At 36.7% G+C, this 21293-nt stretch carries 21 protein-coding genes; 20 read left to right on the top strand and 1 reads right to left on the bottom strand.

The window, feature by feature from the left end:
• Positions 1 to 12 precede the first annotated feature (12 nt).
• The 4 genes from Ami3637_RS02855 to Ami3637_RS02840 are packed head-to-tail and all read left to right on the top strand — an operon-like array spanning position 13 to position 2642.
• Positions 13 to 627: a hypothetical protein gene (locus tag Ami3637_RS02855; protein WP_162361230.1), complete on the top strand. Its 615-nt coding sequence runs from the start codon at positions 13 to 15 to the stop codon at positions 625 to 627.
• Between the two features lie 20 nt (positions 628 to 647).
• Positions 648 to 1055, top strand: coding sequence for a hypothetical protein (locus tag Ami3637_RS02850; protein ID WP_162361229.1), 408 nt, complete (start codon positions 648 to 650; stop codon positions 1053 to 1055).
• A gap of 48 nt (positions 1056 to 1103) precedes the next feature.
• Positions 1104 to 2243, top strand: coding sequence for a glycine-rich domain-containing protein (locus Ami3637_RS17055; protein ID WP_202931081.1), 1140 nt, complete (start codon positions 1104 to 1106; stop codon positions 2241 to 2243).
• A 9-nt stretch (positions 2244 to 2252) separates the two neighbouring features.
• A complete protein-coding gene (locus Ami3637_RS02840; protein WP_162361228.1) occupies positions 2253 to 2642 on the top strand; it encodes a hypothetical protein in 390 nt (129 codons plus the stop codon).
• 206 nt (positions 2643 to 2848) lie between these two features.
• Here Ami3637_RS02840 and Ami3637_RS02835 read toward each other — a convergent pair whose 3' ends face one another.
• Positions 2849 to 3049 (bottom strand): hypothetical protein, encoded by a 201-nt coding sequence (locus Ami3637_RS02835; RefSeq protein ID WP_162361227.1) that lies wholly within the window; start codon positions 3047 to 3049, stop codon positions 2849 to 2851.
• 151 nt (positions 3050 to 3200) lie between these two features.
• Here Ami3637_RS02835 and miaB point away from each other — a divergent pair, with 151 nt between their 5' ends.
• The 16 genes from miaB to Ami3637_RS02760 all read left to right on the top strand — a co-directional run bounded on the left by miaB (position 3201) and on the right by Ami3637_RS02760 (position 21288).
• Positions 3201 to 4571, top strand: coding sequence for a tRNA (N6-isopentenyl adenosine(37)-C2)-methylthiotransferase MiaB (gene miaB, locus Ami3637_RS02830; RefSeq protein ID WP_330586790.1), 1371 nt, complete (start codon positions 3201 to 3203; stop codon positions 4569 to 4571).
• Positions 4572 to 4841: 270 nt separating this feature from the next.
• Complete coding sequence (iorA, locus tag Ami3637_RS02825; RefSeq protein WP_162361226.1) at positions 4842 to 6611, top strand: indolepyruvate ferredoxin oxidoreductase subunit alpha; 1770 nt, start codon at positions 4842 to 4844, stop codon at positions 6609 to 6611.
• A gap of 2 nt (positions 6612 to 6613) precedes the next feature.
• Positions 6614 to 7186 carry an indolepyruvate oxidoreductase subunit beta gene (locus Ami3637_RS02820; protein WP_162361225.1) on the top strand — a complete coding sequence of 191 codons (573 nt, stop codon included), beginning with the start codon at positions 6614 to 6616 and terminating at the stop codon, positions 7184 to 7186.
• Positions 7187 to 7262: 76 nt separating this feature from the next.
• Entirely contained in the window at positions 7263 to 8162 is a 900-nt protein-coding gene (locus Ami3637_RS02815) for a bifunctional enoyl-CoA hydratase/phosphate acetyltransferase (RefSeq protein WP_162361224.1), read from the top strand.
• A gap of 17 nt (positions 8163 to 8179) precedes the next feature.
• Positions 8180 to 9250, top strand: coding sequence for a butyrate kinase (buk, locus tag Ami3637_RS02810; RefSeq protein ID WP_162361223.1), 1071 nt, complete (start codon positions 8180 to 8182; stop codon positions 9248 to 9250).
• A 16-nt stretch (positions 9251 to 9266) separates the two neighbouring features.
• On the top strand, positions 9267 to 9944 hold the full coding sequence (locus tag Ami3637_RS18190; protein ID WP_330586789.1) for an aminotransferase class I/II-fold pyridoxal phosphate-dependent enzyme: 678 nt from the start codon (positions 9267 to 9269) through the stop codon (positions 9942 to 9944).
• An 8-nt stretch (positions 9945 to 9952) separates the two neighbouring features.
• The gene (locus Ami3637_RS18185; RefSeq protein WP_330586907.1) at positions 9953 to 10462 is read left to right on the top strand and encodes an aminotransferase class I/II-fold pyridoxal phosphate-dependent enzyme; all 510 of its coding nucleotides are present in this window, start codon (positions 9953 to 9955) and stop codon (positions 10460 to 10462) included.
• A 289-nt stretch (positions 10463 to 10751) separates the two neighbouring features.
• Entirely contained in the window at positions 10752 to 11294 is a 543-nt protein-coding gene (locus Ami3637_RS02800; protein WP_162361222.1) for an RNA polymerase sigma factor, read from the top strand.
• A 123-nt stretch (positions 11295 to 11417) separates the two neighbouring features.
• Positions 11418 to 13151, top strand: a complete 1734-nt coding sequence (locus tag Ami3637_RS02795) for a B12-binding domain-containing radical SAM protein (RefSeq protein ID WP_162361221.1) — start codon at positions 11418 to 11420, stop codon at positions 13149 to 13151.
• Complete coding sequence (locus Ami3637_RS02790; protein WP_162361220.1) at positions 13144 to 14082, top strand: hypothetical protein; 939 nt, start codon at positions 13144 to 13146, stop codon at positions 14080 to 14082. Before Ami3637_RS02795 ends, Ami3637_RS02790 begins: the two co-directional genes overlap by 8 nt.
• 32 nt (positions 14083 to 14114) lie before the next feature.
• Positions 14115 to 15857, top strand: coding sequence for a B12-binding domain-containing radical SAM protein (locus tag Ami3637_RS02785; RefSeq protein WP_162361219.1), 1743 nt, complete (start codon positions 14115 to 14117; stop codon positions 15855 to 15857).
• A gap of 25 nt (positions 15858 to 15882) precedes the next feature.
• Positions 15883 to 17034 carry a hypothetical protein gene (locus Ami3637_RS02780; RefSeq protein ID WP_162361218.1) on the top strand — a complete coding sequence of 384 codons (1152 nt, stop codon included), beginning with the start codon at positions 15883 to 15885 and terminating at the stop codon, positions 17032 to 17034.
• Positions 17035 to 17898: an ATP-grasp domain-containing protein gene (locus Ami3637_RS02775; RefSeq protein WP_162361217.1), complete on the top strand. Its 864-nt coding sequence runs from the start codon at positions 17035 to 17037 to the stop codon at positions 17896 to 17898.
• A gap of 25 nt (positions 17899 to 17923) precedes the next feature.
• Complete coding sequence (locus Ami3637_RS02770) at positions 17924 to 19072, top strand: amidohydrolase (RefSeq protein ID WP_162361216.1); 1149 nt, start codon at positions 17924 to 17926, stop codon at positions 19070 to 19072.
• Positions 19073 to 19085: 13 nt separating this feature from the next.
• Positions 19086 to 19982: a DMT family transporter gene (locus Ami3637_RS02765; protein ID WP_162361215.1), complete on the top strand. Its 897-nt coding sequence runs from the start codon at positions 19086 to 19088 to the stop codon at positions 19980 to 19982.
• Positions 19983 to 20019: 37 nt separating this feature from the next.
• Complete coding sequence (locus Ami3637_RS02760) at positions 20020 to 21288, top strand: cation:proton antiporter (protein WP_162361214.1); 1269 nt, start codon at positions 20020 to 20022, stop codon at positions 21286 to 21288.
• Positions 21289 to 21293: the final 5 nt, after the last annotated feature.

Here is a 21293-nt window from a genome sequence, read left to right as displayed (position 1 = left end):
AGGTGATTAACTATGACAATATATAGAGGTGTAGGCGGTGTAAACCGTGAGATTAAACAACAATTTAGGGGCATTAGTGGTGTAAATAGAGAAATAAAAGAGCAGTATAGGAGTGTTGGTGGAGTTAATCGAAAAGTGTTTAAAAAATGGGCAGGTGAGCTGTATGATGCAGGTAATACCTACATTGATAAAACTGGTGGTTGGGGACTGTATTATGTACGCCATAGTGAAGTTGGCTCATTAGCATTAGATACTTCATATATGACGCTTGTAAGTAACTGGTATAGTTCAGGTAGTGATGGTAATGAAATTGAAATCGGCACTGCAAATAAAGTAGATGTAACAGCATTTAATTCTTTAAGTGTTACTTTTGATGCAGTTGTTCAGAGTGGCCGTACAGACTTTGGATTTGCCTTGTTAAATAGCAAAGATGTGGGAGCCGGAACTACTATAGCAAAAATAACCCCAGTAAAACTTGCATACATCTCAGACAACACTACTGTACGAACAATCACTATGATACTAGATATATCTGCAATTACTGGTCAATATTATTTAGGCTTTGAGTCATATGCGGCATTAAATTCACAATCAACCATATACATAAAGACAATTAAGCTAAGTTAATAAGGAAGAGGTGTTAAATTATGAGTAAATCAATTAAATTAAATGATAATACAGAGTTAAATATTATATGTATAAATGGAAAAAATACATATTTCCAAGGAACAAACAGGGACAGCCTTGAATTTGTTTTCAAGAAGGGAGATTATCCTTTTGATCAATTAGATAGTTTGTTTGCAGATGCAGATAAAACCAAGAAGATTACAGTAAAAGATACTGCAATGACTACAGATACAGCTGGTAAGACAGTGGAAACTCCAACAGAGCATGTCTATGACAACTACTCCCTGAGAGTTGGTATGAAAATGGAGCCAGTGATAATTACTCCTGCAACTTCTACAGAACCAGAAGTAACTGAAGAAAGATTGATGGTTACCATGGGACAGCTTACACTTATTGAAAAGAAACTATCTGATTTGGGATTAATGTAAGACGATTGATTTTTATTGGAATAAATGAAAATTAAGAAGGAGGTAGAAATGTCTATCAAAATAAATGACAAAAATTTAAGTAAAATGTACATAGGAACTCCAATTACGGATGCAACTAAAATACAAATGTCTAGTACCGATTCTAAAACAGTTGCAGAAGCGATAAATGAAAATAAAGAGAATGTTACTCAGATAAATAAATCATTAAGCTGGGAAACGGATAGGCGCACAGATGCAGATGAAGCATTAAGTACACGAATTACTTCAGAGGAACAGATACGTAGTCAAACGGATATGAACTTACAAAACCAAATTAAAACAAATAAATCGGCTGAAAATGTTTATATCACTGAAACCACTAGAAACTTATATGGGATATCCTCAACTGATGCTAGTGTAGACAAAACTCTGCAACGTATAAAAAACATACAAAAAGACTTAACAGTTTTAGCATCATCAGGCACTTATACGGTTCCTGCAGGAGTTAACGTTATCGATGTATTCTTGTGTGGCGGAGGTGGAGGCGGAGGTGGAGGTAGCTATGGCCAAGCCGGTGGAGGTGGGGGCGGCGGTGAATGCTACTTCTTCCCAAAGATTCCAGTTACTCCAGGTCAAAGTTTTAATGTTGTGGTTGGAGCTGGAGGAACTGCCGGCAATCCTGGCGGTTTCGGTAGTTTTTCAAGTTACATGGCCTCTAATGGCAGTGATGGGGGCAATACATCATTTGGCTATTTTACCGTTTACGGTGGAAAAGGTGGCTATGCAAATGGTAACGGAGGAAACGGAAACGGAGGCGGTGGTGTAGGCTCAAGTAACGCTTCACTTCCAGGTGCGAACGGAGGTAGTTCTGCCAATTTTACAGGAGGTGGTGGCAGTTCAGACAGAAATCCAGGAATAAATACCCAGAAAGATTATCCAACATTTTATGGAAGAGTTTTTGGTGGAGGCGGAGGCGGAGGCGGTAGTCACGGGGGTACTACTGGTGGTCTTGGTGGTAACTCCAATGCTGGCAATGGCGGTGCTGGCTCTGCCTATACTCCTGCTTCACCTGGGGCTAACGGGACTGCTACTACAGGAGGCGGTGCTGGTGGAGGTGGTGGAGTATCAAATTCTAATGTGTCAAGTGCTTTAGGTGGTGCTGGTGGCACAGGAGGTTCAGGTGTTGTAGTTATCGGATACTATGCGTAGGAGGTATGTATGAATATAGCATTAATTGATAAACAGACAAAAATATGTGAAAACATAGCGGTTTTTGAAAGCATGCAAATGGCAGTTAATATGTTAGGTGAACAGTACATTATAGTAGAGCAATCTGATAGCTTTGGCATAGGTGATATTTACAAAAATGGTGAATGGTCTAAGGATACTCATGCACCGCAAACAGCAGAAGAAAAACAGGCTAAATATAACACACTATCCATTCAGTACATCCATGAAAAATACAGCCTTGATGATGAAAATAAAATTATGCGTGAATACTTATTAGACATGAACAATGCTTCTTATAATGATGCATTTCAGGCTTACAATGTTTATGTTGAACAGTGTAAAGCAAAAGCCCATAAAGAAGTTTATGGAAATGATTAGAGTGGATTGAAATTAAAGTTTGATTTGATTAAGTGACTAACTTAAGTTAATGACAGAAGCCGCACATTATAGCAGCATGCATACTCTTTTAATCAACTACACCTCAGATTAGATAAAATATCTGATTTCGGGGTGTATTTTTTTTGATAAGCCAATACTTTCTTAACCGAAAGTCAAATGAATAATAAATAAAAAATCGCCCACAGTTATGTGGGCGTTATATTTATATTTGCCTGGCCTATACTATCTGCAGCACCTGCAGCATCTGCAACAGCACCTACGGCACCTGCAGCAACAGCATCTACAGCAGCGATTACAGTTGCATCCGCAGAAACAACACCACCAGCAACAAGGATGACACATAATAGCACCTCCTTATGTTTCTTAGTACATACTATGTAAAACAAGGTAAAAAAGTGACTGATTATTTCACTTTTAACAAAAAGAATTAAATAGGGCAATTTCATTAAGTTAATCCATTGTATACAATCTCACCACTTGAAAATATATGCTTTTTAGTGATATAATACAATAATTAACGTTTTGGAGGAGTTACTTTTGAGTAAAGATAACAATAAGAGAAAATATCACATCATCACTTTCGGCTGTCAGATGAATGAGCATGACTCTGAAACCATGGCTGGAATGCTGAATGAAAAAGGTTTTGAACCAGAAGAAGAAAAAAATAATGCGGACATTGTTATAATAAATACCTGCAGTGTCAGAGAAAATGCAGACAATAGATTTTTTGGTACATTAGGACAATTGAAGAAGATAAAAGAAGCAAACCCGGAGTTTGTTGCCTGTGTGTGCGGATGCATGATGCAGCAGCAGCATATCATTGACCAGGTGAAAAGTAAATATCCATGGGTAGACTTGGTATTTGGAACTCACAATATCCACCAGTTTCCCCAGTTACTTGATAATGTTATCAATGAAAGAAAGAAAATTGTGGACGTCTGGCAGGATGGGGGAGCCATTGTTGAGGGCTTGCCTGCTAAGAGGCTTTATGATTTTAAGGCATTAGTTAATATCATGTATGGATGTAACAACTTCTGCACTTATTGCATTGTTCCATACACCAGAGGCAGGGAAAGAAGCAGAAGACCTGAAGAAATCATTAAAGAGGTAAAAGAACTGGTTGCAACAGGAGCCAAAGAAATCACCTTGCTTGGTCAGAATGTAAACTCCTATGGGGTAAGCAAATATGAGGACGGATATTGTGCTTCTGAAGAAAATGGTATGGACTTCGCTGATTTGATTTATGCTCTAAATGAAATAGAAGGCCTGGAAAGAATGAAGTTTATGACTTCTCATCCAAAAGATTTGTCAGATAAACTGATTCAGGCATTCAAAGATTGTGACAAGCTTTGTAATTCCATACATCTTCCGGTACAAGCAGGAAGTGATAACATACTTAAGAGAATGAACCGCAAATATACTAAAGCAGATTACTTAGTGCTTATTGATAAACTAAGAACTGCCGTACCAGACATGGCCATTACCACGGATTTAATTGTGGGATTCCCTGGAGAAACAGAAGAAGATTTCATGGAAACCATGGATTTAATTGAAAAAGTCAGATACGATTCTGCTTTTACTTTTATTTACTCCATCCGAAAAGGAACTCCCGCAGAGAATTATGAGGAACAGGTTCCGGAGGAAGTGAAGCATGACAGGTTTAACAGGCTTCTGGAAAGAATCAATGAGATCTCAGGGGAAATAAATAAAACCTATGAAGGAACTATTCAGAAGGTTTTGGTAGAAGGGCCAAGCACCAGTAAGAAGGGTGAAGATACCCTGGCAGGAAGGACTGAATCGGGAAAACTTGTAAACTTCCCGGGAAGTGAAGAACTGGTAGGACAGATTGTTAATGTGAAAATAACTCAGGGAAAACAATTTAATTTGAAGGGTATCATTGAAGCTTAAGACGATTAGTTAAATAAAAAGACCCCTTTTCATATACTAGTCAGTATCCATGAGAGGGGAATTTTTTTAAATATATATTTTGTGAATAACCACACAAAAATACAAAAAAATATGTTTGAATATACATTTTTCTAAAATTTCACACAACTATTTGAGTAGGGTTGTATTTGAAAATCAGAACGTATATTATATAATAAGAAAATTTAGGATTTGCTATAATTAGATTATAATTATGCAGACTTAACTTTCAAATTTTTAAGGAGGCTGATTATGAAAACCATTATGACAGGAAATGAAGCAGTTGCAAGAGGAGCCTATGAGGGCGGACTTGTTTTTGCATCTGCTTATCCGGGAACTCCAAGTACCGAAATACTGGAAAACATAGTAAACTATAAGGATGATATTTATTGCGAATGGGCTCCCAATGAAAAAGTTGCCATGGAAGCAGCTATTGGAGCTTCTGTTGCTGGAGTCAGATCTATGGCGGCTATGAAGCATGTTGGAGTAAATGTTGCTGCAGATCCGTTGTTTACATTTGCTTATACAGGAGTGACCGGTGGATGCGTATTAGTCTCAGCAGACGATCCGGGCATGCACAGTTCTCAAAATGAACAGGATAATCGAAACTATGCAGCAGCTGCAAGAGTTTTGATGCTGGAACCGTCTGATAGTCAGGAATCGAAAGATTTTATGCGATTAGGCCTTGAGCTTTCAGAAATATTTGATACACCAGTTTTACTGAGGATGACTACCAGAGTCTGTCACAGCAAGGGTCTGGTTGAGCTGGGTGATCGAGTGGAAATGCCAGTTATTCCATACGAAAAAAACATTAAGAAATTTGTGGCAACTCCTGCTAATGGAAAAGTCATGAGAAAAAATCTGGTGCAGAGGCTGAAAGCTATGGAAGCTTATGCAAATACTGCAGAAATAAACAAACCGGAATACAACGGAGATGAAATTGGTATTATTACTTCAGGAGTCTCTTATCAATATGCCAGAGAAGTTTTCGGGGACGAAGTTTCCTATTTGAAATTAGGAATGACTTTCCCTATGCCTATGGATCTTATTAAACAATTTGCTGGTAAGGTAAAAAAGATTTATGTCATAGAAGAAATGGACCCATACATAGAAAATCACCTAAAGATGGCAGGAATCCAATTTATAGGCAAGGAAGTGATACCTGAATATGATGAGCTGAATCCTGATATCGTCAGAAAAGCTGTTTTTGGTGAAAGAGAAGAAGGTATTAAAGTAAGTCAGGAGGCTGTTGTAAGACCACCTACCCTTTGTGCAGGATGCCCTCACCGAGGCTTCTTCTATGCGTTGAGCAAGAAAAAGAATGTAATGATCACTGGAGACATTGGCTGTTATACACTAGGCTCCGCACCTCCACTTTCTGCTATTGATACTTGTTTCTGCATGGGGGGAAGTATCAGCTCAGGACATGGGGCTGCCCAGGCATTAAGGAAAACAGGGAATCATGATTTAAAGGTAGTATCTGTAATTGGTGATTCAACATTTTTCCATTCAGGCATTAACAGTCTGATGGATGTAGTTTATAACAAAGGATGTAATACTTCTGTTATATTGGATAATCGTATCACTGGTATGACAGGACATCAGCAGAATCCTGGTACAGGATATACTCTCATGGGCGAAGGAACGGAAGAAGTAGACATTCCAAAACTTTGTCAGGCTATTGGTATGAAAGAAGAAAATATTTATATCGTAAATCCAAATAAACTTGATGAAGTAAATAAAGCTCTGGATGAAGCCATGGCTAAGGATGAACCTACAGTTATTATTACAAAATGGCCGTGTATATTAAAGAAGTTTAGTCCGCAGGATAAAAAGGAATTTGATTTATCTCCAAAAAAATGTTCAATTAATCAGGATAAGTGCAAAAAATGTAAGTTGTGTGTAGGGGTTGGATGTCCTGCTATCCATTCAGGGGATAACATTGAAATCGATAAGGTATCCTGCACAGGCTGTGCTGTCTGCAAACAGGTTTGTCCATTTAACGCAATTGAGGAGGTATAGGCATGAGTGAAGTGAAAAATATTCTATTAGTAGGTGTTGGCGGACAGGGCACTATTTTAGCCAGCAAAATCCTGTCAGAGGGTCTGGTTGAAGCCGGATATGATGTAAAAATGTCAGAAATTCACGGAATGTCACAGCGAGGCGGAAATGTAAGTACACAAATCCGATATGGAAAAAAAGTATACTCACCTATCGTTGGAAAAGGTGAAGCTGATGTTATCGTAGCCTTTGAAAAAATGGAAGCACTGAGGTGGATTGAATATCTGAGAAAAGACGGAAAGATGGTAATAAATGACTTTGAAATTCCTTCTGTACCTATTTTAATGGGCCAGGCAGAGTATCCTCAGGGGATTTTAGAAGAACTGTCTGAAAATGTTGCTGTTCTGGTTATAAAGGCTGCTGAAATTGCAGAGAACCTTGGAAACAGTAAAGCTATGAATATTGTTTTACTGGGAGCATTAGTAAAAGCAATGAATGTAGAAGGAGTAGATTGGAAGAAGGCTATTCAAAATAATGTAAAAAAAGGTTTTGAAGAACTGAATCTAAAAGCCTTTGATACAGGCTATAATCTTTAAAAAATTGGAAAAACTCTATATAGAACATTTAGATGGTAAAGAGTTTTTCAGCATTTGAATTTGAGGAGATGATTTAATGAAAAATTTTGATGAGTTAATTCAAATTGTTCAGAAGAATCCTCAAAAGAGAAAAGTAGTGGTAGTGGCTGCTCATGATGAGCATACATTGGAAGGAATTAATAGGGCTTACGAAAATGGAATTATAATGCCAGTTTTAATTGGGGATAAGACCAGAATTCAAAGCATTATTAAAAAAGAAGGTTTTTCTTTTCTGGAAGCAGAAATTATTGATATAAAGGATGATATGGAAGCTGCCTGGCTGGCAGTTGAAATGGTTCACAAAAGAAAAGCAGAATTTATCATGAAAGGTAAAATCCAGACAGCGGATTTGCTGAAACAGGTAGTGAATACAGAGCATGGAGTAAAGGAATCTGAAGTCCTGTCTCATGTGGGCGTGTTTGAAGTACCCGGCTTTCATAAGCTGATTGTTATTACAGACGGAGGTATGGTTCCTTATCCGGACTTGCAGCAGAAAGTGAAAATCACCGAAAATGCAGTAAGTGTATTGAAAAAATTAGGGTACGAAACACCAAAGGTTGCAGTACTTACAGCAACGGAAACAGTAAATCCTAAGTTCAGGGAATCGGTTGATGCAGCAGACCTGAAAAAGATGAATCAGGAAGGGACCCTAAAGGGTTGCATCGTTGAAGGACCGATTTCTTACGATTTAATGATAAGCAAAGAAGCCGCAAAAATAAAGGGGTATGAAAGCCCTGTAACAGAGGATACTGATATTCTTCTGACACCTGACATGACAACCGGCAACATTCTGGCTAAGTCACTGATTTACAGCGCAGGAGCCAGAATGGCAGGGATTATTGTAGGAGCAAAAGTTCCTATTGTCCTCGTATCCAGAGGCGCCAGTTCGGAAGAAAAGTATTTTTCCATCGTATTGGCAGCTGCGGCGTCCGAGTAAAAAGGAGGAAGAAGAGTATGAGTTACAGAATTTTAGCTATTAACCCGGGATCAACATCCACTAAAATTGCTTTGTATGAAGATGAAATTAAAGTATTTGAAAAGTCAATATCCCATACAGCTAAAGAGCTGGAGGTATTTGATGATGTTCTGGATCAGTTTGAATTCAGAAAAAATTTAATAATGTCTGTGCTTAAGGAAGAGAATATAGATGTAAGTAATCTGGCTGCCATAGTTGGAAGAGGTGGTATGCTGCCAAATATGAAAGCTGGGGGCTATGTAGTGAATAAAGCCATGCTGGATACTTTCCATGAAGGGCTTGCTTCCCCTCACGCTTCAAACCTGGGAGCTCTGCTTGCTCATGATATTGCATTGCCTTTAGGTATTCCTGCATATATTTATGATTCTGTCACTTCTGATGAATTAGAAGAAGTTGCCAAGATAACAGGCTTGCCGGAAGTCAGAAAACAAAGTATATGCCATGTGCTGAACATGAGAGCTGTATCAAAGAAAATAGCAGAAAAGTATGGCAAAAAATATGAAGACATGAATATTATAGCGGCGCATCTGGGGGGAGGCATCAGCCTGAGTGTACATCACAAAGGGAAAATAGTTGATTGTATACGAGATGATGAAGGCCCTTTTGCACCGGAAAGAGCCGGGAGCATCCCCATGCTTTATATGGTAGATTTATGTTATTCCGGTAAATATACAAAAAAACAAATGATAAAAAAATTAAGGGGCAATGGAGGCCTGAAAGCTTATTTGGGAACTCAGGATTTAAGAGATGTTATGGATATGATTGCTGATGAAAATCAGCAGGCAGAACTTCTGTTTCAGGCACAGGCCTATCAGATTGCTAAGGCAATAGGAAAATTGTCGGCTGTTCTTTGTGGAAACTATGACTGCATTATATTAACAGGCGGTATGGCTTATTCTAAAGAGTTAATTCATCTGATATCAGAAAGAGTGAAATTTATTGCCCCTGTGGAAGTAGTTCCGGGAGAATTTGAAATGGAAGCGTTGGCTTTAGGAGCCTTAAGACTTGTTAACGGGCAGGAAGAGGCTAAAGAATATGTGCACCCGTAAAAGGAGGTTATAAGAAATGATTGCAAAGAGTATGGAAGGATATGTAAAGGGAAGTTCTGCTATCAGGGCGATGTTTGAAGAAGGGGCCAGGCTGGCTAAGATATATGGAAAGGAAAATGTATATGATTTTAGTTTGGGAAATCCCAATGTGGAACCACCTGATGAAATAAAGCAGTCTCTGATTGATATTTTGGAGTCTGAAGAACCCACATTTGTTCATGGGTACATGAATAATGCCGGTTATGAAGATGTAAGGAATACTATAGCGCAACATTTAAATAAACTTCATGGGACACAATTCACTGAAAAAAATATATTGATGACTGTGGGAGCTGCAGGAGGCCTGAATGTAACCCTGAAGACTCTCATTGATCCTCAAGATGAAGTGATTACCTTTGCCCCTTATTTTGGCGAATATAGAAGCTATGCGGCAAATTATGGTGCAGAACTTGTAGTTATTCCACCCAATATCCCTACCTTCCAGCCGGATTTAAATAAGCTGGAAGAAAACATTACACCAAAGACTAAAGCAATCATCATTAACTCCCCAAACAATCCCACCGGAGTGATTTATTCAGAAGACACTATAAAGAAAATTGCTGGCATTTTAACTTCGAAAGAAAAAGAATTTGGAACAGATATTTATCTGATTGCAGATGAACCTTATAGAGAACTGGCTTACGACGGGCAGTAGTTCCCTATATTACCAAATACTATAAGAATACCATCGTAGGATATTCTTACAGTAAATCCCTGTCTCTCCCAGGAGAAAGAATTGGATATCTGGTTATGCCAGATGAACTTTCTGATTTTGAAAACATAGTAAGTGCTGCAACCACAGCAAATAGAATCCTTGGGTATGTAAATGCGCCATCAATCATGCAAAGGGCGGTTGCAAGATGCATTAATTCTTCTGTGGATGTAAATGTTTACAACAAGAACCGGGAAACCTTATATAACGGACTGATCCAAATGGGCTATGAGTGCATCAAACCGGAAGGTGCTTTTTACTTGTTTGTTAAATCACCTATTGAGGATGAAGCAGAGTTCTGTGAGATGGCTAAAGAGCAGAGGGTCCTGATTGTGCCGGGAAGTTCTTTTGCATGCCCTGGCTATGTAAGAATGGCTTACTGTGTATCCTATGATACAATCACTGGAGCACTGCCACAGATGCAGAAGCTTATGGATGAGGTAAAAAAATCCATGGAATAGTAGAAATCACAAAATAAAATAGAATAACCGGAATACCCCTTTCACGTACCGTGCAGTATGTGAAAGGGGTATTTTGCTGTGTAGAAATATTTTTAAAATTTCTTTTAAAAAAGTAATATGATTATTTGGGGTTCGTCGTCAAAATGCATCAAAAAAGTCACAAATTATTGTAAAAATATATTTTTTTGCAACGATTTCTAATTTATTGCATCTACATAATAAAGAAATAGAAGATTAATGTCTTCTTTGTGATGATAAGGATTTTGTGTTGTTAGGAGGGATATACAAAATGGTAGAAAGTATTGAAACAAGAAACGAATTATTCCTGAATAGTTTCTCTATTCATACAAGTATGATTCACAAATACTTATATAAAATTACAGGCGATTCATGGCTGGTGGACGATTTAGAGCAGGAAACATGGTTTATTGTATTAGAAAAAATGAAACAGCTAAAAAATATTGAAAGTGCTGAACCATGGATAAGAAAAATTGCATATAGTGTTGCAATGCAATACTATCGCAAAGCACAACGAAGCTGCACCTGCAAACTGTATAGCGATGATTATGGGAAAAATACCGAATTTATAGGTACTTCCAGAGATACGCTGGATTTTGTCATATTAAAATACGAATATGATTTGGTCATACGAGCCTTCCGCACATTAGAAGCGGAATCCCAACGATTAATATGGATGAGATATGTGATGAATATAAAACCACGGGAAATATCTCAGAATCTGGATTTAAAAGTTAGTACGGTAAAATCACGCCTACACAGGGCGCTTGAAGAATACAGGCATATTTACAGGGATTTAGACGTAATAGATTGAAGTTTTACAGTATTCTTTAAAAAAAATATAAATCGTTTTGTACATAAAGACATCTTTATTGTTGAGAAGAAAAGTTATAGGAAGTGTAATCTGTTTTTTTAAAGAGAAAGGAGTGTATAAAATTTGAAAAAAAATACAGACATTTTATTGCTTTCCTGCTGCAGTAAAGTAATCGATTATCCTGCGTTAGCATTACCACAATTAACTGGATTTCTCAGAGCACATCATGTGGATGTCATACAGACGGATCTAAATCTATTGATTAAAGATGAAGTACTGACTGAACCTTATCTTTGGGAACTGTATACGGAAACATTACCGCTGCTGCTGATGGAAAATTTTCATTGTAAAGATGATTACATTCAAGTAAGAGAGTTTTACCAATTATTAAGTAATGTCAGGCAGGAAAATGGGTTTAAAAAATTAGAAAAAGTAAAAAAAGATTTACAGGCAAGGAGAAATAAAAAACTGCTTGATGAAAGCTTTATGGAAGACGCTAAAATAATATTTCGGATATCTAAACATCTTGATTTCTTGTTTTCAATCGTTCCTTATATCTTTAACACATCTTCACAATTTATATTCAGTAAAAAGTTGCAAAATCTAATAACACAAGAAATTACCCGTATCATTACAATTAATCCACTAATCATAGGCTTTTCTGTTATTACTACACAGAACAGTTTCTCCTTATGGCTGTCAAATGAAATAAAGTCCACATTTAAATTTACAGGAAGCATTGTATTCGGAGGTTCTCAGCCAACAAAATTTCAGGAATTATTTCTAAAAAATAATCAGTATATTGATTTTGTTATTTCTGGTGAAGGCGAAGAAGCTTTACTTCAATTGGTTAAGTCATTAAAAGGCAAGGATAGTTTAGAAAATATACCTCGTCTAGTTTATAGAGATTCATCTGGGAAAATTATTTCAAATAAAAATCAAAAATATCTGGCAGATAATTATTCCTTTTCTTTTCCTGATTATGACGGGCTTCCTTTGGACAAGTATCTTGCACCTGTATTTCCTATCATGGGATCTACAAACTGCCCGTGGAAAAAGTGCAGTTTCTGCGCTCACAGAACTTCTTTCAAAGAAGACTATAACAAAAGGAATGCACGGGATATTGTGGCTGAAATGAAATTTATGTATGCGAAATATAAAATTAAAATTTTTCATTTTGCAGATGAAACAATGACCAGGCATCAGGGTGTTGAAATATCCAAAATCATTCAGGAAGAAAAGCTGCCCTTTTTATGGATGGCATTTGGCAGACTGGATGATGAGTTTGATCGGGAGACATTAGAACAATTTTATAAAGGAGGTGCACGGGTAATAGAATGGGGACTGGAATCGGCCTCTGATAAAGTACTTGAAAAAATGAACAAGGGAATCACCGTGGCTAAAGCGCAGGAAATACTTATTTATGCAGCTCTTGCTGGTATTAAAAACAAAATATTGACATGGCATAATTATCCTGGTGAATCCGTTGAAGATGTAATAAAAACTATCTGTTTTGTTGAGAAAAATGTTCATTGTGGTTTTGCAATACCAATGCTGACGCTGAAACAACAACTGGTTCTGCAGGTAGGGTCACCCCTTTATGATCAGGTGTTTCAGGAGAATGGCCAGCTAAAGTACTTTGATAAGGTATGGTATCCAAATTCAGAATACAGTATTAATGCAAAGTATCTCACAAGAAATAACTCTGATATTGAAAAAAAGCAGATAATTGGGGTTTATTTGAAAAGAATGAAAAAATATTGTGATACACACCGTATTTTTATAGCATTTAATGAAAATGTAACGTTTGATTTATTGTTATGTGATTTGAAAGAGGGGAGAAATGATAATGAGTAATGTGAAGTTTATAAATGCGGAATGCAGCCTGTCTAAGCGTTTTTGGATAGAAGTGGATCAGGAGCTATCAGTAAGTAAAACTATAGCCCAGATCAGGAAACTTTTAGGCAGTCCAATTGAGTGCTCCGTCTTGCAGATTAAGCTGGTCATAAAGGAGGAATACGACAGGCTGGAGGAGAATCTGACGGAACTAATAAAAGAACTGCAGCTAATGAAGGTGGGTTATGAAAAAAGTTATCCATTAATCTCTGTATTTATACCATATTCGTATTTAAATGAACGATTAGCAGGAGTCATCCAGGATGTAGATTTGTATAGACCAGGTATTAAAATCTTTATCACCTTAACGGAGAAGCATCTTGAGAGAAAGGGGAATGTTGATTCCCTGAGACAAAATGCAAAGCTTATATATGAGAAGGAAAAAATATGTATGAAGCATTATCTGGATGTAAATGCAATTCTGCTTCTTGAGGAGGATATTTCCTACCTGGAGGATATTCTGCTATTAGGAAGATTGTTATATACCTATAATACTGCTGATGATGTAAAAAGACCAATTATTCAGGTACATCCACGATTAGAACTGAGTAGTGAAGAAAAACGAAAGCTTGTTGAGCATATTCATGAGAATGAAAATATATTTGATATTTTAGATGTGATGTGTGGATTAGTTACATTTCTGCTGAAGGAGAAAGAATACAGCAGCCTAAGGGGGGCTTCCTGTGTCATTTTAAATAGTTGTGGTGCAGGAGTATATGAATTTAAAGTAAAGAATGATCAAAACACTTTCTGCTATTATGCAGGCTTTGAAGAAACCTTCCATAAGGACAATGATTGTATCAGCTGTGAGCAGGTTAGGTGTTGTACCGGATGCGGGCTTCTCAACGTGAAAACATGCAGTGCAAAAAATCTTATGGAACTGCCAATGTAAAATTAAGTAGTGTAAAAGAGGAGGATTATTTAATGGAAAAATTAGATATTGAATTATTATCCCTGCCAGTACGTGCTATTGACCGACCTTCCTTGAGTTTACCGGTTTTAACTTCAAACTTAAAAAAACACGGATACACGGTAAAACAACATGACTACAATATGGTTTTTCAAAACGAACTGCTTACAAAATACAACTTAAGTCAGCTATATGAGACTATTATTCCAATTTTTTTGAGTACAAATTTCAATAACAGGGAAACTTATCTCACCTTAAAAGCATTTTACACTCTTCTTCGGGATGTAAAGAAAAAGTATGGTTTTTTTAGTGTGGAGAAAATAAAAGAGAAAATGCAGCAACGAAATTTTGATTTTTTTAAAGAGCATAAGGAAGCTGATATTTGTCAATTGATTTTTTCAATCAGTGGAGAATTAAAATTATATTTTAAAACAACTGTTTATTATTGCAGTTTTTTTGAAAAAAATCAGGTGGAAGAATACCTAAAAAATAAATATAAAGTAATTATTGATAAAATTATATTTAATTCTCCTTTCATGGTAGGAATATCAATTATGGAAGTTCAAAGAACCTTCAGCTTGTGGTTTATGGAGAAACTCAGAGAAAAATATGATGGATATATTCTTGTGGGGGGATCAGATGTTTCTCTAAATAAAGACAAGTATCTGGAAGAAAATAAGGCTATTGATTTTGCTTCCTATGCAGAAGGGGAGTATACAATTGGAAAACTCATCAATAAACTTAAGACAGAGGATCAGGACTATACAGACATTCCTGCTTTGATTTACAGAACCAGAGAGGGAATCAAGATAAATGAGTTATTTGAACAATGTTCCGAGGAATGGGATGAAGCTGATTACGAAGGATTCCCTATGGATTTATATCTGACACCTGCTATTCAATTACTGACTTCTAAAGGTTGTGAATGGTCAAAATGTCAGTTTTGCATGCACTGGAATTCCTATGGATTAAAGTTTAGACAGAAAGAAGTATCCAAAGTAATTGACGAGATGGAGAAACAATCACAAAAATACAATACCAACTTATTTATATTTGTAGATGAAGCCATTTCCCCAGAATATGATCAGCAAATAGCTGCAGAAATCCTCAAACGATCTTTAAATGTCCGATGGATGCAAATGAGCAGGCTTGATGAAGGGTATAATACAGATATTTTCAGGCAGATGTATAAGTCAGGATGCAGAGCTGTTGAATGGGGGCAGGAGACAGGTTCACAGAAGGTTCTGGATTCAATGTGTAAAGGTACAAATATCAGAGATGCTCAGCGTATTTATCATCAGGCTGCAACAAATGGAATCATCAGCAAAACGCTTATGTTTCACAATTATCCAACAGAAAGTATTGAGGATCTGGCAATGTCCATTAAACTAATCGAAAAGAATGGGAAAAACCGATTTGTAAAACCTATGCTTACCCTGAGACATTCTTTTGTGTTAAAACTTGGCAGTCCTCTGGCACAGACTGGATTTGAGAACAAGGATAATGGCATATTTGCAAGAGTTTGGAGGCCCGCATCCGTTTTTAATCTGAATGCAAAATATATCAGCATAAATAATGATGATAAGGTAAAGGACATGATGCTGGGGCGGTACCTGAAAGAGATGAAAGACTACTATCACAAAACAAGAGTTTATCTTACAAACAATGAAGATATTGCTATGGATCTGGTTCTAATAAACGAAAAAGAAAAGGGAACCCCTTTAAGTGTGGACGTTTATCAGCCAAATGGATATTAACTTTGTAAAAAAGGAGACAAAGAATATGGAGAAAAAGTATATTCGTTTTTTTAAATATGCTTCAGTGGATTATATGATTGATCAGAACGGTTTTTTTAACTTCCTTGAAGTTAATGATAATACATTTGCACCATATTTTATAGAAAAAAAAAGAGAAATTGTTGAAAGAGACAGAGCATCTGGAAATACAATAACAGACCTTAATAAGCAACATAGCAAAATCTTTCTATCCTGCTTTAGAAGAAATATAAATGAAGGAAAGCATATAGCAATTATTTGTAAAAAAAAGGGACAAGAGAGTGGTATAGAAAATGAAATCCAATACATTAAAGCACTCTTGAATGATAATGGGTTTTCTGCAGAAATATATACACCGGAAGAGTTCCTTATTAATGATGGGCAACTCTTGGTAAAAGACACAGGCATGAAGCCGGATTTAATCTACAGACGTAATTTCAGCTTTCCGCCATTAAATTTATCCTTAAACACAATAAATGACCTGTATGTCAGAAATGTTGCCAATGATAAGTTTAAAATTTTAAATATCGTCAGGTCTCTGGAAAGCTCTTTCCCAATCCTGCGTGTGCCGGAAACTTATAAGGCAACTAGCAGAAAAGAAATTCTGGATTGTATATTCTTTTTTCAAAAAAAGAAGGAAGATTGCATTGTAAAACCAAACTGTCTTTATGGGGGAAAAGGTTTTCTCCTGATAAAATACCAAGAGAAGAAAGAGGAAATTTATAGAAAGATTAATGAGATTTCTCTGGTTGAGGGTGGATATATCGTGCAGCAGAAAATAGAAGCTGCCAAATTTCAATCAAGTGATTCAAATCAATATTATTTTGACATTCGTACGATGGTATACGATGGAGTAATGGCAGGAATTGAGGGTAGAAGATCGGGCATGCCTGTGGGTGAGAACGAGGAGAAAAGTCTTATCACTAATATTGCACAAAATGGAGTGGATTTAATTGTAGTATCTGATCAAATCTGCAAACACAGGTATGCCATTCGGAAAATGAATTGTGAGGAAGGCATGGACAAACTGGATTTCAAGGTAGATAACAATTATCTGGTACTTTCTCCTGGTTATGTGGAAAACATCAGGGTTCTGTCAGAAAAGATTGTGGAGGAAATTGACTCACAAATCAGTTATGAGAGGATAGGTGAAAGATAAATGAGCAGGAAAATTGGAATCGTCAGCATGAATTATGATCATTGGGAAATGGGTCAGATACTGGCATCAATAGAGCGGAACGGGTATGAAGCAGACCTTATTGATCCAAGAAAGACTATATTGAATCTGGAAGAGATATATCAGAAGGAAGCAAGGTATAAGTCCATTCTTGGGCGGGTTGAAAGGCCAGTTCTTCAAAGTGGGCTTATTATTTTAAAAGATTTGGAGCTACGAGGGGAAAAGGTTATAAATAATTCTCGGGCTATTCAATATGGGCAAAACAAGTGGTATACAAGTATGCTTTTAGCAAAGATGAATATTCGCCATCCCAAGACCATATGTTCATACACGAACCATGCTAAGGATATTATTGATCAGATCAAAGATTTTAAATATCCAATCGTTTTTAAGCCTATATCCGGGGGCAGAGGAGAGGGAGTCAGCAGAGCCTGTTGTTTTGAAGAAGCTGTTGAAATCATTACAGTTTTGTCAAATTGTAATGTACCATTTTATATACAGGAGTTTATACATAAAAAAGACGAAAAAGGCTATTTTGATTACAGGGTTTTTGTTGTTGGAAACGAGGTGATTGGGAGCATACGCAGGGAAGCCTCAGAAAATAACTGGAAGACAAACATTTGTAACGGAGGAACTGCACGGAAAATGAAAATGAATTGCGAACTTGCAGAGTTAGCTATTCAGGCAGCAAAAGCAATCGATGCAGACGTGGCAGGGGTAGATATCATTGACAGTGATGAAGGGTACAATGTTCTGGAAGTTAACATCTGTCCACTTTTCCGAGGATTATATGATGCAACTGGTATTAACCCCGCTGAAACGATTGGAAAATTATTATGTTCGTAGAAGTGTAAAGGGAAGGTGTAATGTAATGAATTCAATTGTAAATGGTCATATTTTAACGATGGATGGTGAAGACTTTAAAGATGGTTTCATTATTGTAGAGAATGGAAAAATTATGAATATTGGCGATATGAAGGAATATGATTATGATGTTGTCAATACAATTGATGTAAAAGGGAAGTATCTGCTGCCTGGTCTTGTAGACTGTCACACTCATTTGGGAATGATAAACGATTCTGCTTCGAAAAGCAACAGTGACTCAAATGAAATTTGTGGAGCAATACAGCCACAGCTACATGTTTTAGATGCCATCAATATCTTTGACAGAGGCTTTGAGGACGCCAGAAGTTCCGGAGTGACATCTGTGGTTGTCTGCCCTGGAAGTGCCAACGTCATAGGAGGACAATGTACTGCAATTAAGACTTCACCTGGGGATTGTGTTGATCAGATGATTATAAAAAAGACTGTAGCCGTTAAAGCCGCTCTTGGAGAAAACACTAAAAATATGTACAGAGCTAAGGATAAAGCACCAGCTACCAGGATGGGTATTGCAGCCTTACTAAGGCAGACTTTAATAGAAACCAAGATATATAAAAAAAAGAAAGAAAAGGATGACACTTTATATGATTTTCGTTTAGAAAGCTTGCTTTCAGTAATGGATAAGAAGTTACCTTTGAAAATTCATGCACATAGATCAGATGACATATGTACAGCCCTGCGAATAGCTAAAGAATTTAATATTGCTATTTCATTGGAACATTGCACAGAAGGACTTCGGGTTGCCCAGCAGTTAAAAGATGCTGAAGTTCCCATTGTTGTTGGTCCCTTATTAATAGCCAGAGGAAAAGATGAGCTTAAAAACCAGTCTGTTTTTACTCCTAAAGCTTTCTATGATGCCGGTTTGAAATTTGCTATTATGAGTGATCACCCATGTATGCCTGTAAACTTTTTGCTTTTAAGCGCTATCGTTGCTTCCCGATATGGATTGCCAGAAAAAGAAGCATTAAAGGCGGTTACCATTTACCCTGCAGAGATAGCAGGCATTGACCATAAAGTGGGAAGTTTGTCTCTGGGAAAGGATGCGGATATCCTGGTTTTTGACGGGGACCCAATGGATGCAAGAAGTAACGTAGTGAGTACATTTATTGATGGTAAATTAGTTTATTCAATAAGATAGAGGAGGCAATTAAATGATTGGAAAAAAGGGAATAGCAAATCTGTCGCTAATGATAATTGTCTTTATATGGGGATTTTCTTTTGTTTGGCTAAAGGTATGCGCAGAAGAAATAAATGAAATGAGCTTAATGACATTACGTTTCGGAATTGGTTTTATCATTCCATTTGTTGTGTTTATTAAGAAATTCAGAAATCTGGATTTTGAAACAATAAAACACGGAATCATAATTGGTCTCATTTTATTTGTTGCTTATCTGGGTGCAACATTTGGAGGATATAAGACATCTGCATCAAATGCGGGTTTTTTAGTTAGTTTATCTGTTATAATGATTCCCATTATTTCTTTTGTTTTATTTAAGCAGAAACCTGAATTAAATATAATTGTCAGCTGCATTATGGCAGTGGTTGGTGTAGCATTACTGACCTTCAGCGCTGGTATGAGCTTAAATACTGGTGATGCCCTATGCCTCTTATGCGCCCTTTTTATTGCTTTTCAAATTATGTATACGGATAAAGTCATTGAAAAGGTTGATGCCATTGCAATAGGTATCATTCAGATTGGCGTGGTTGCTTTATTGTCTTTCATCGTTACTGCTTTTACGGGTCATCTGGAATTTCCTCAAACCCAGATTGCCTGGGAGGCGTTGCTAGCATATGGAATTTTAAATACTGCCTGCGCGTTTATCGTTCAAATGAAAGCACAGCAATATACGACCCCTGAATATGTTGGAATTATCTTTGCTTTTGAACCAGCATATAATGCTGTTGCAGCTAACCTGTTTCTGGGTGAAAGCTTAACTGTGAAAGCTTATTTAGGTGGTATCTTATTGATAATTAGTCTTTTTGTTGCAGAGAAAGGTATTGTAAATAAACTGGGACTTATTTGGGCTTCTGTGAAGAAGCTTATATGAGTATTCCTGCAGAAAGGACTTTAACAGGTGAACTATTTTGAATGAGAGCAATATTATAAGACTTTGCTTGCAGATTTGCATAATGATTCTTACTGCACTGACGTGTACAAAAATAACGGACAAGCTGGGTTTTCCAACTGTAGTGGGTGAGCTTCTTGGAGGAATTATATTGGGTCCCACAATTTTAGGCAGCATTTTCCCTTTCTGCTACAGTTATTTATTTTTATCCAGTAGTAAATGCTCCATTGGGTTAGAAACAATTATCAAATTGGGACAAATTTTTTTCCTGTTTACCGTGGGACTGGAGATGAATCTGGTTTTATTAAAAAAACAGATAAGAAATGTAGTTACTATTAGCCTGTTTAGTATACTAATCCCTTTTTTTATGGGGATTGGAGTTGTAAGAATTTTTCCAGATATATGGGGTCTACAACTAATAAACAGGGACAAGCTTACTCTTTTCATAGGTATAGCCGTTTCCATATCAGCCCTTCCGGTGATTGCAAGGATATTAATGCATTTGGAACTATTAAATACCAAATTAGGTAATTTGATCTTGTCAGCAGCGACTATTAATGACTTTTTAGGCTGGGTTCTGTTTTCCCTTATTTTAAGAGATATGAATTCTGATTTATGTGTTTCCAAAAGCATGAGCTGTACGATTGGATTGATTTTGTGCTTCATTCTGCTTATTGGTGTTGTTTATTATATAAGCAAGCCTGAAAGACTGTCAGGTTTTATAAAAGTTTTTCCGACAAAGAGTCATTGCACAGCAGCCCTGGTTATGTTAATACTATTTGCATCTGCAATCAGCCAGTTTTTAGGTATTAATGCTATGTTTGGAGCATTTTTAATAGGATCCGTTTTCACTCTCAGATTAGATCCAAAGTCTGTAGAAGGATTCGATAGCATAAGAAAGTTTACCAATAGTTTTTTTGTGCCAATTTATTTTGTCTCAGTGGGTCTTAAGATAAATTTTATTTCTAACTTAAATTGGTTCTTGATAATTATAGTTTTATCTGTAGCTTGTATAGGTAAAGTAAGCGGAGCTTTTATTGGTGCAAGGATTTGCAGGATTTCTTTTATAAATTCTTTAATTGTGGCATTTGCTATGAACGTGCGGGGGGCAATGGAAATTATTTTAGCATCGGTTGCTTTCGAATACCACTTTATTAACGAAGAAATTTTTGTGGCATTAATAACTATGGCAGTTATTACTACATTAATAAGCGGACCAGTCATGCAGAAACTGCTTCATAAAAGTACAGAAAAAAAGGATGTTATATTTCATAGAAAAATAGGATAGGAGGT

This window comes from Aminipila terrae, from assembly GCF_010120715.1.
Lineage (GTDB): Bacteria > Bacillota > Clostridia > Peptostreptococcales > Anaerovoracaceae > Aminipila > Aminipila terrae.
This window is presented reverse-complemented; position numbering and strand designations above follow the sequence as displayed.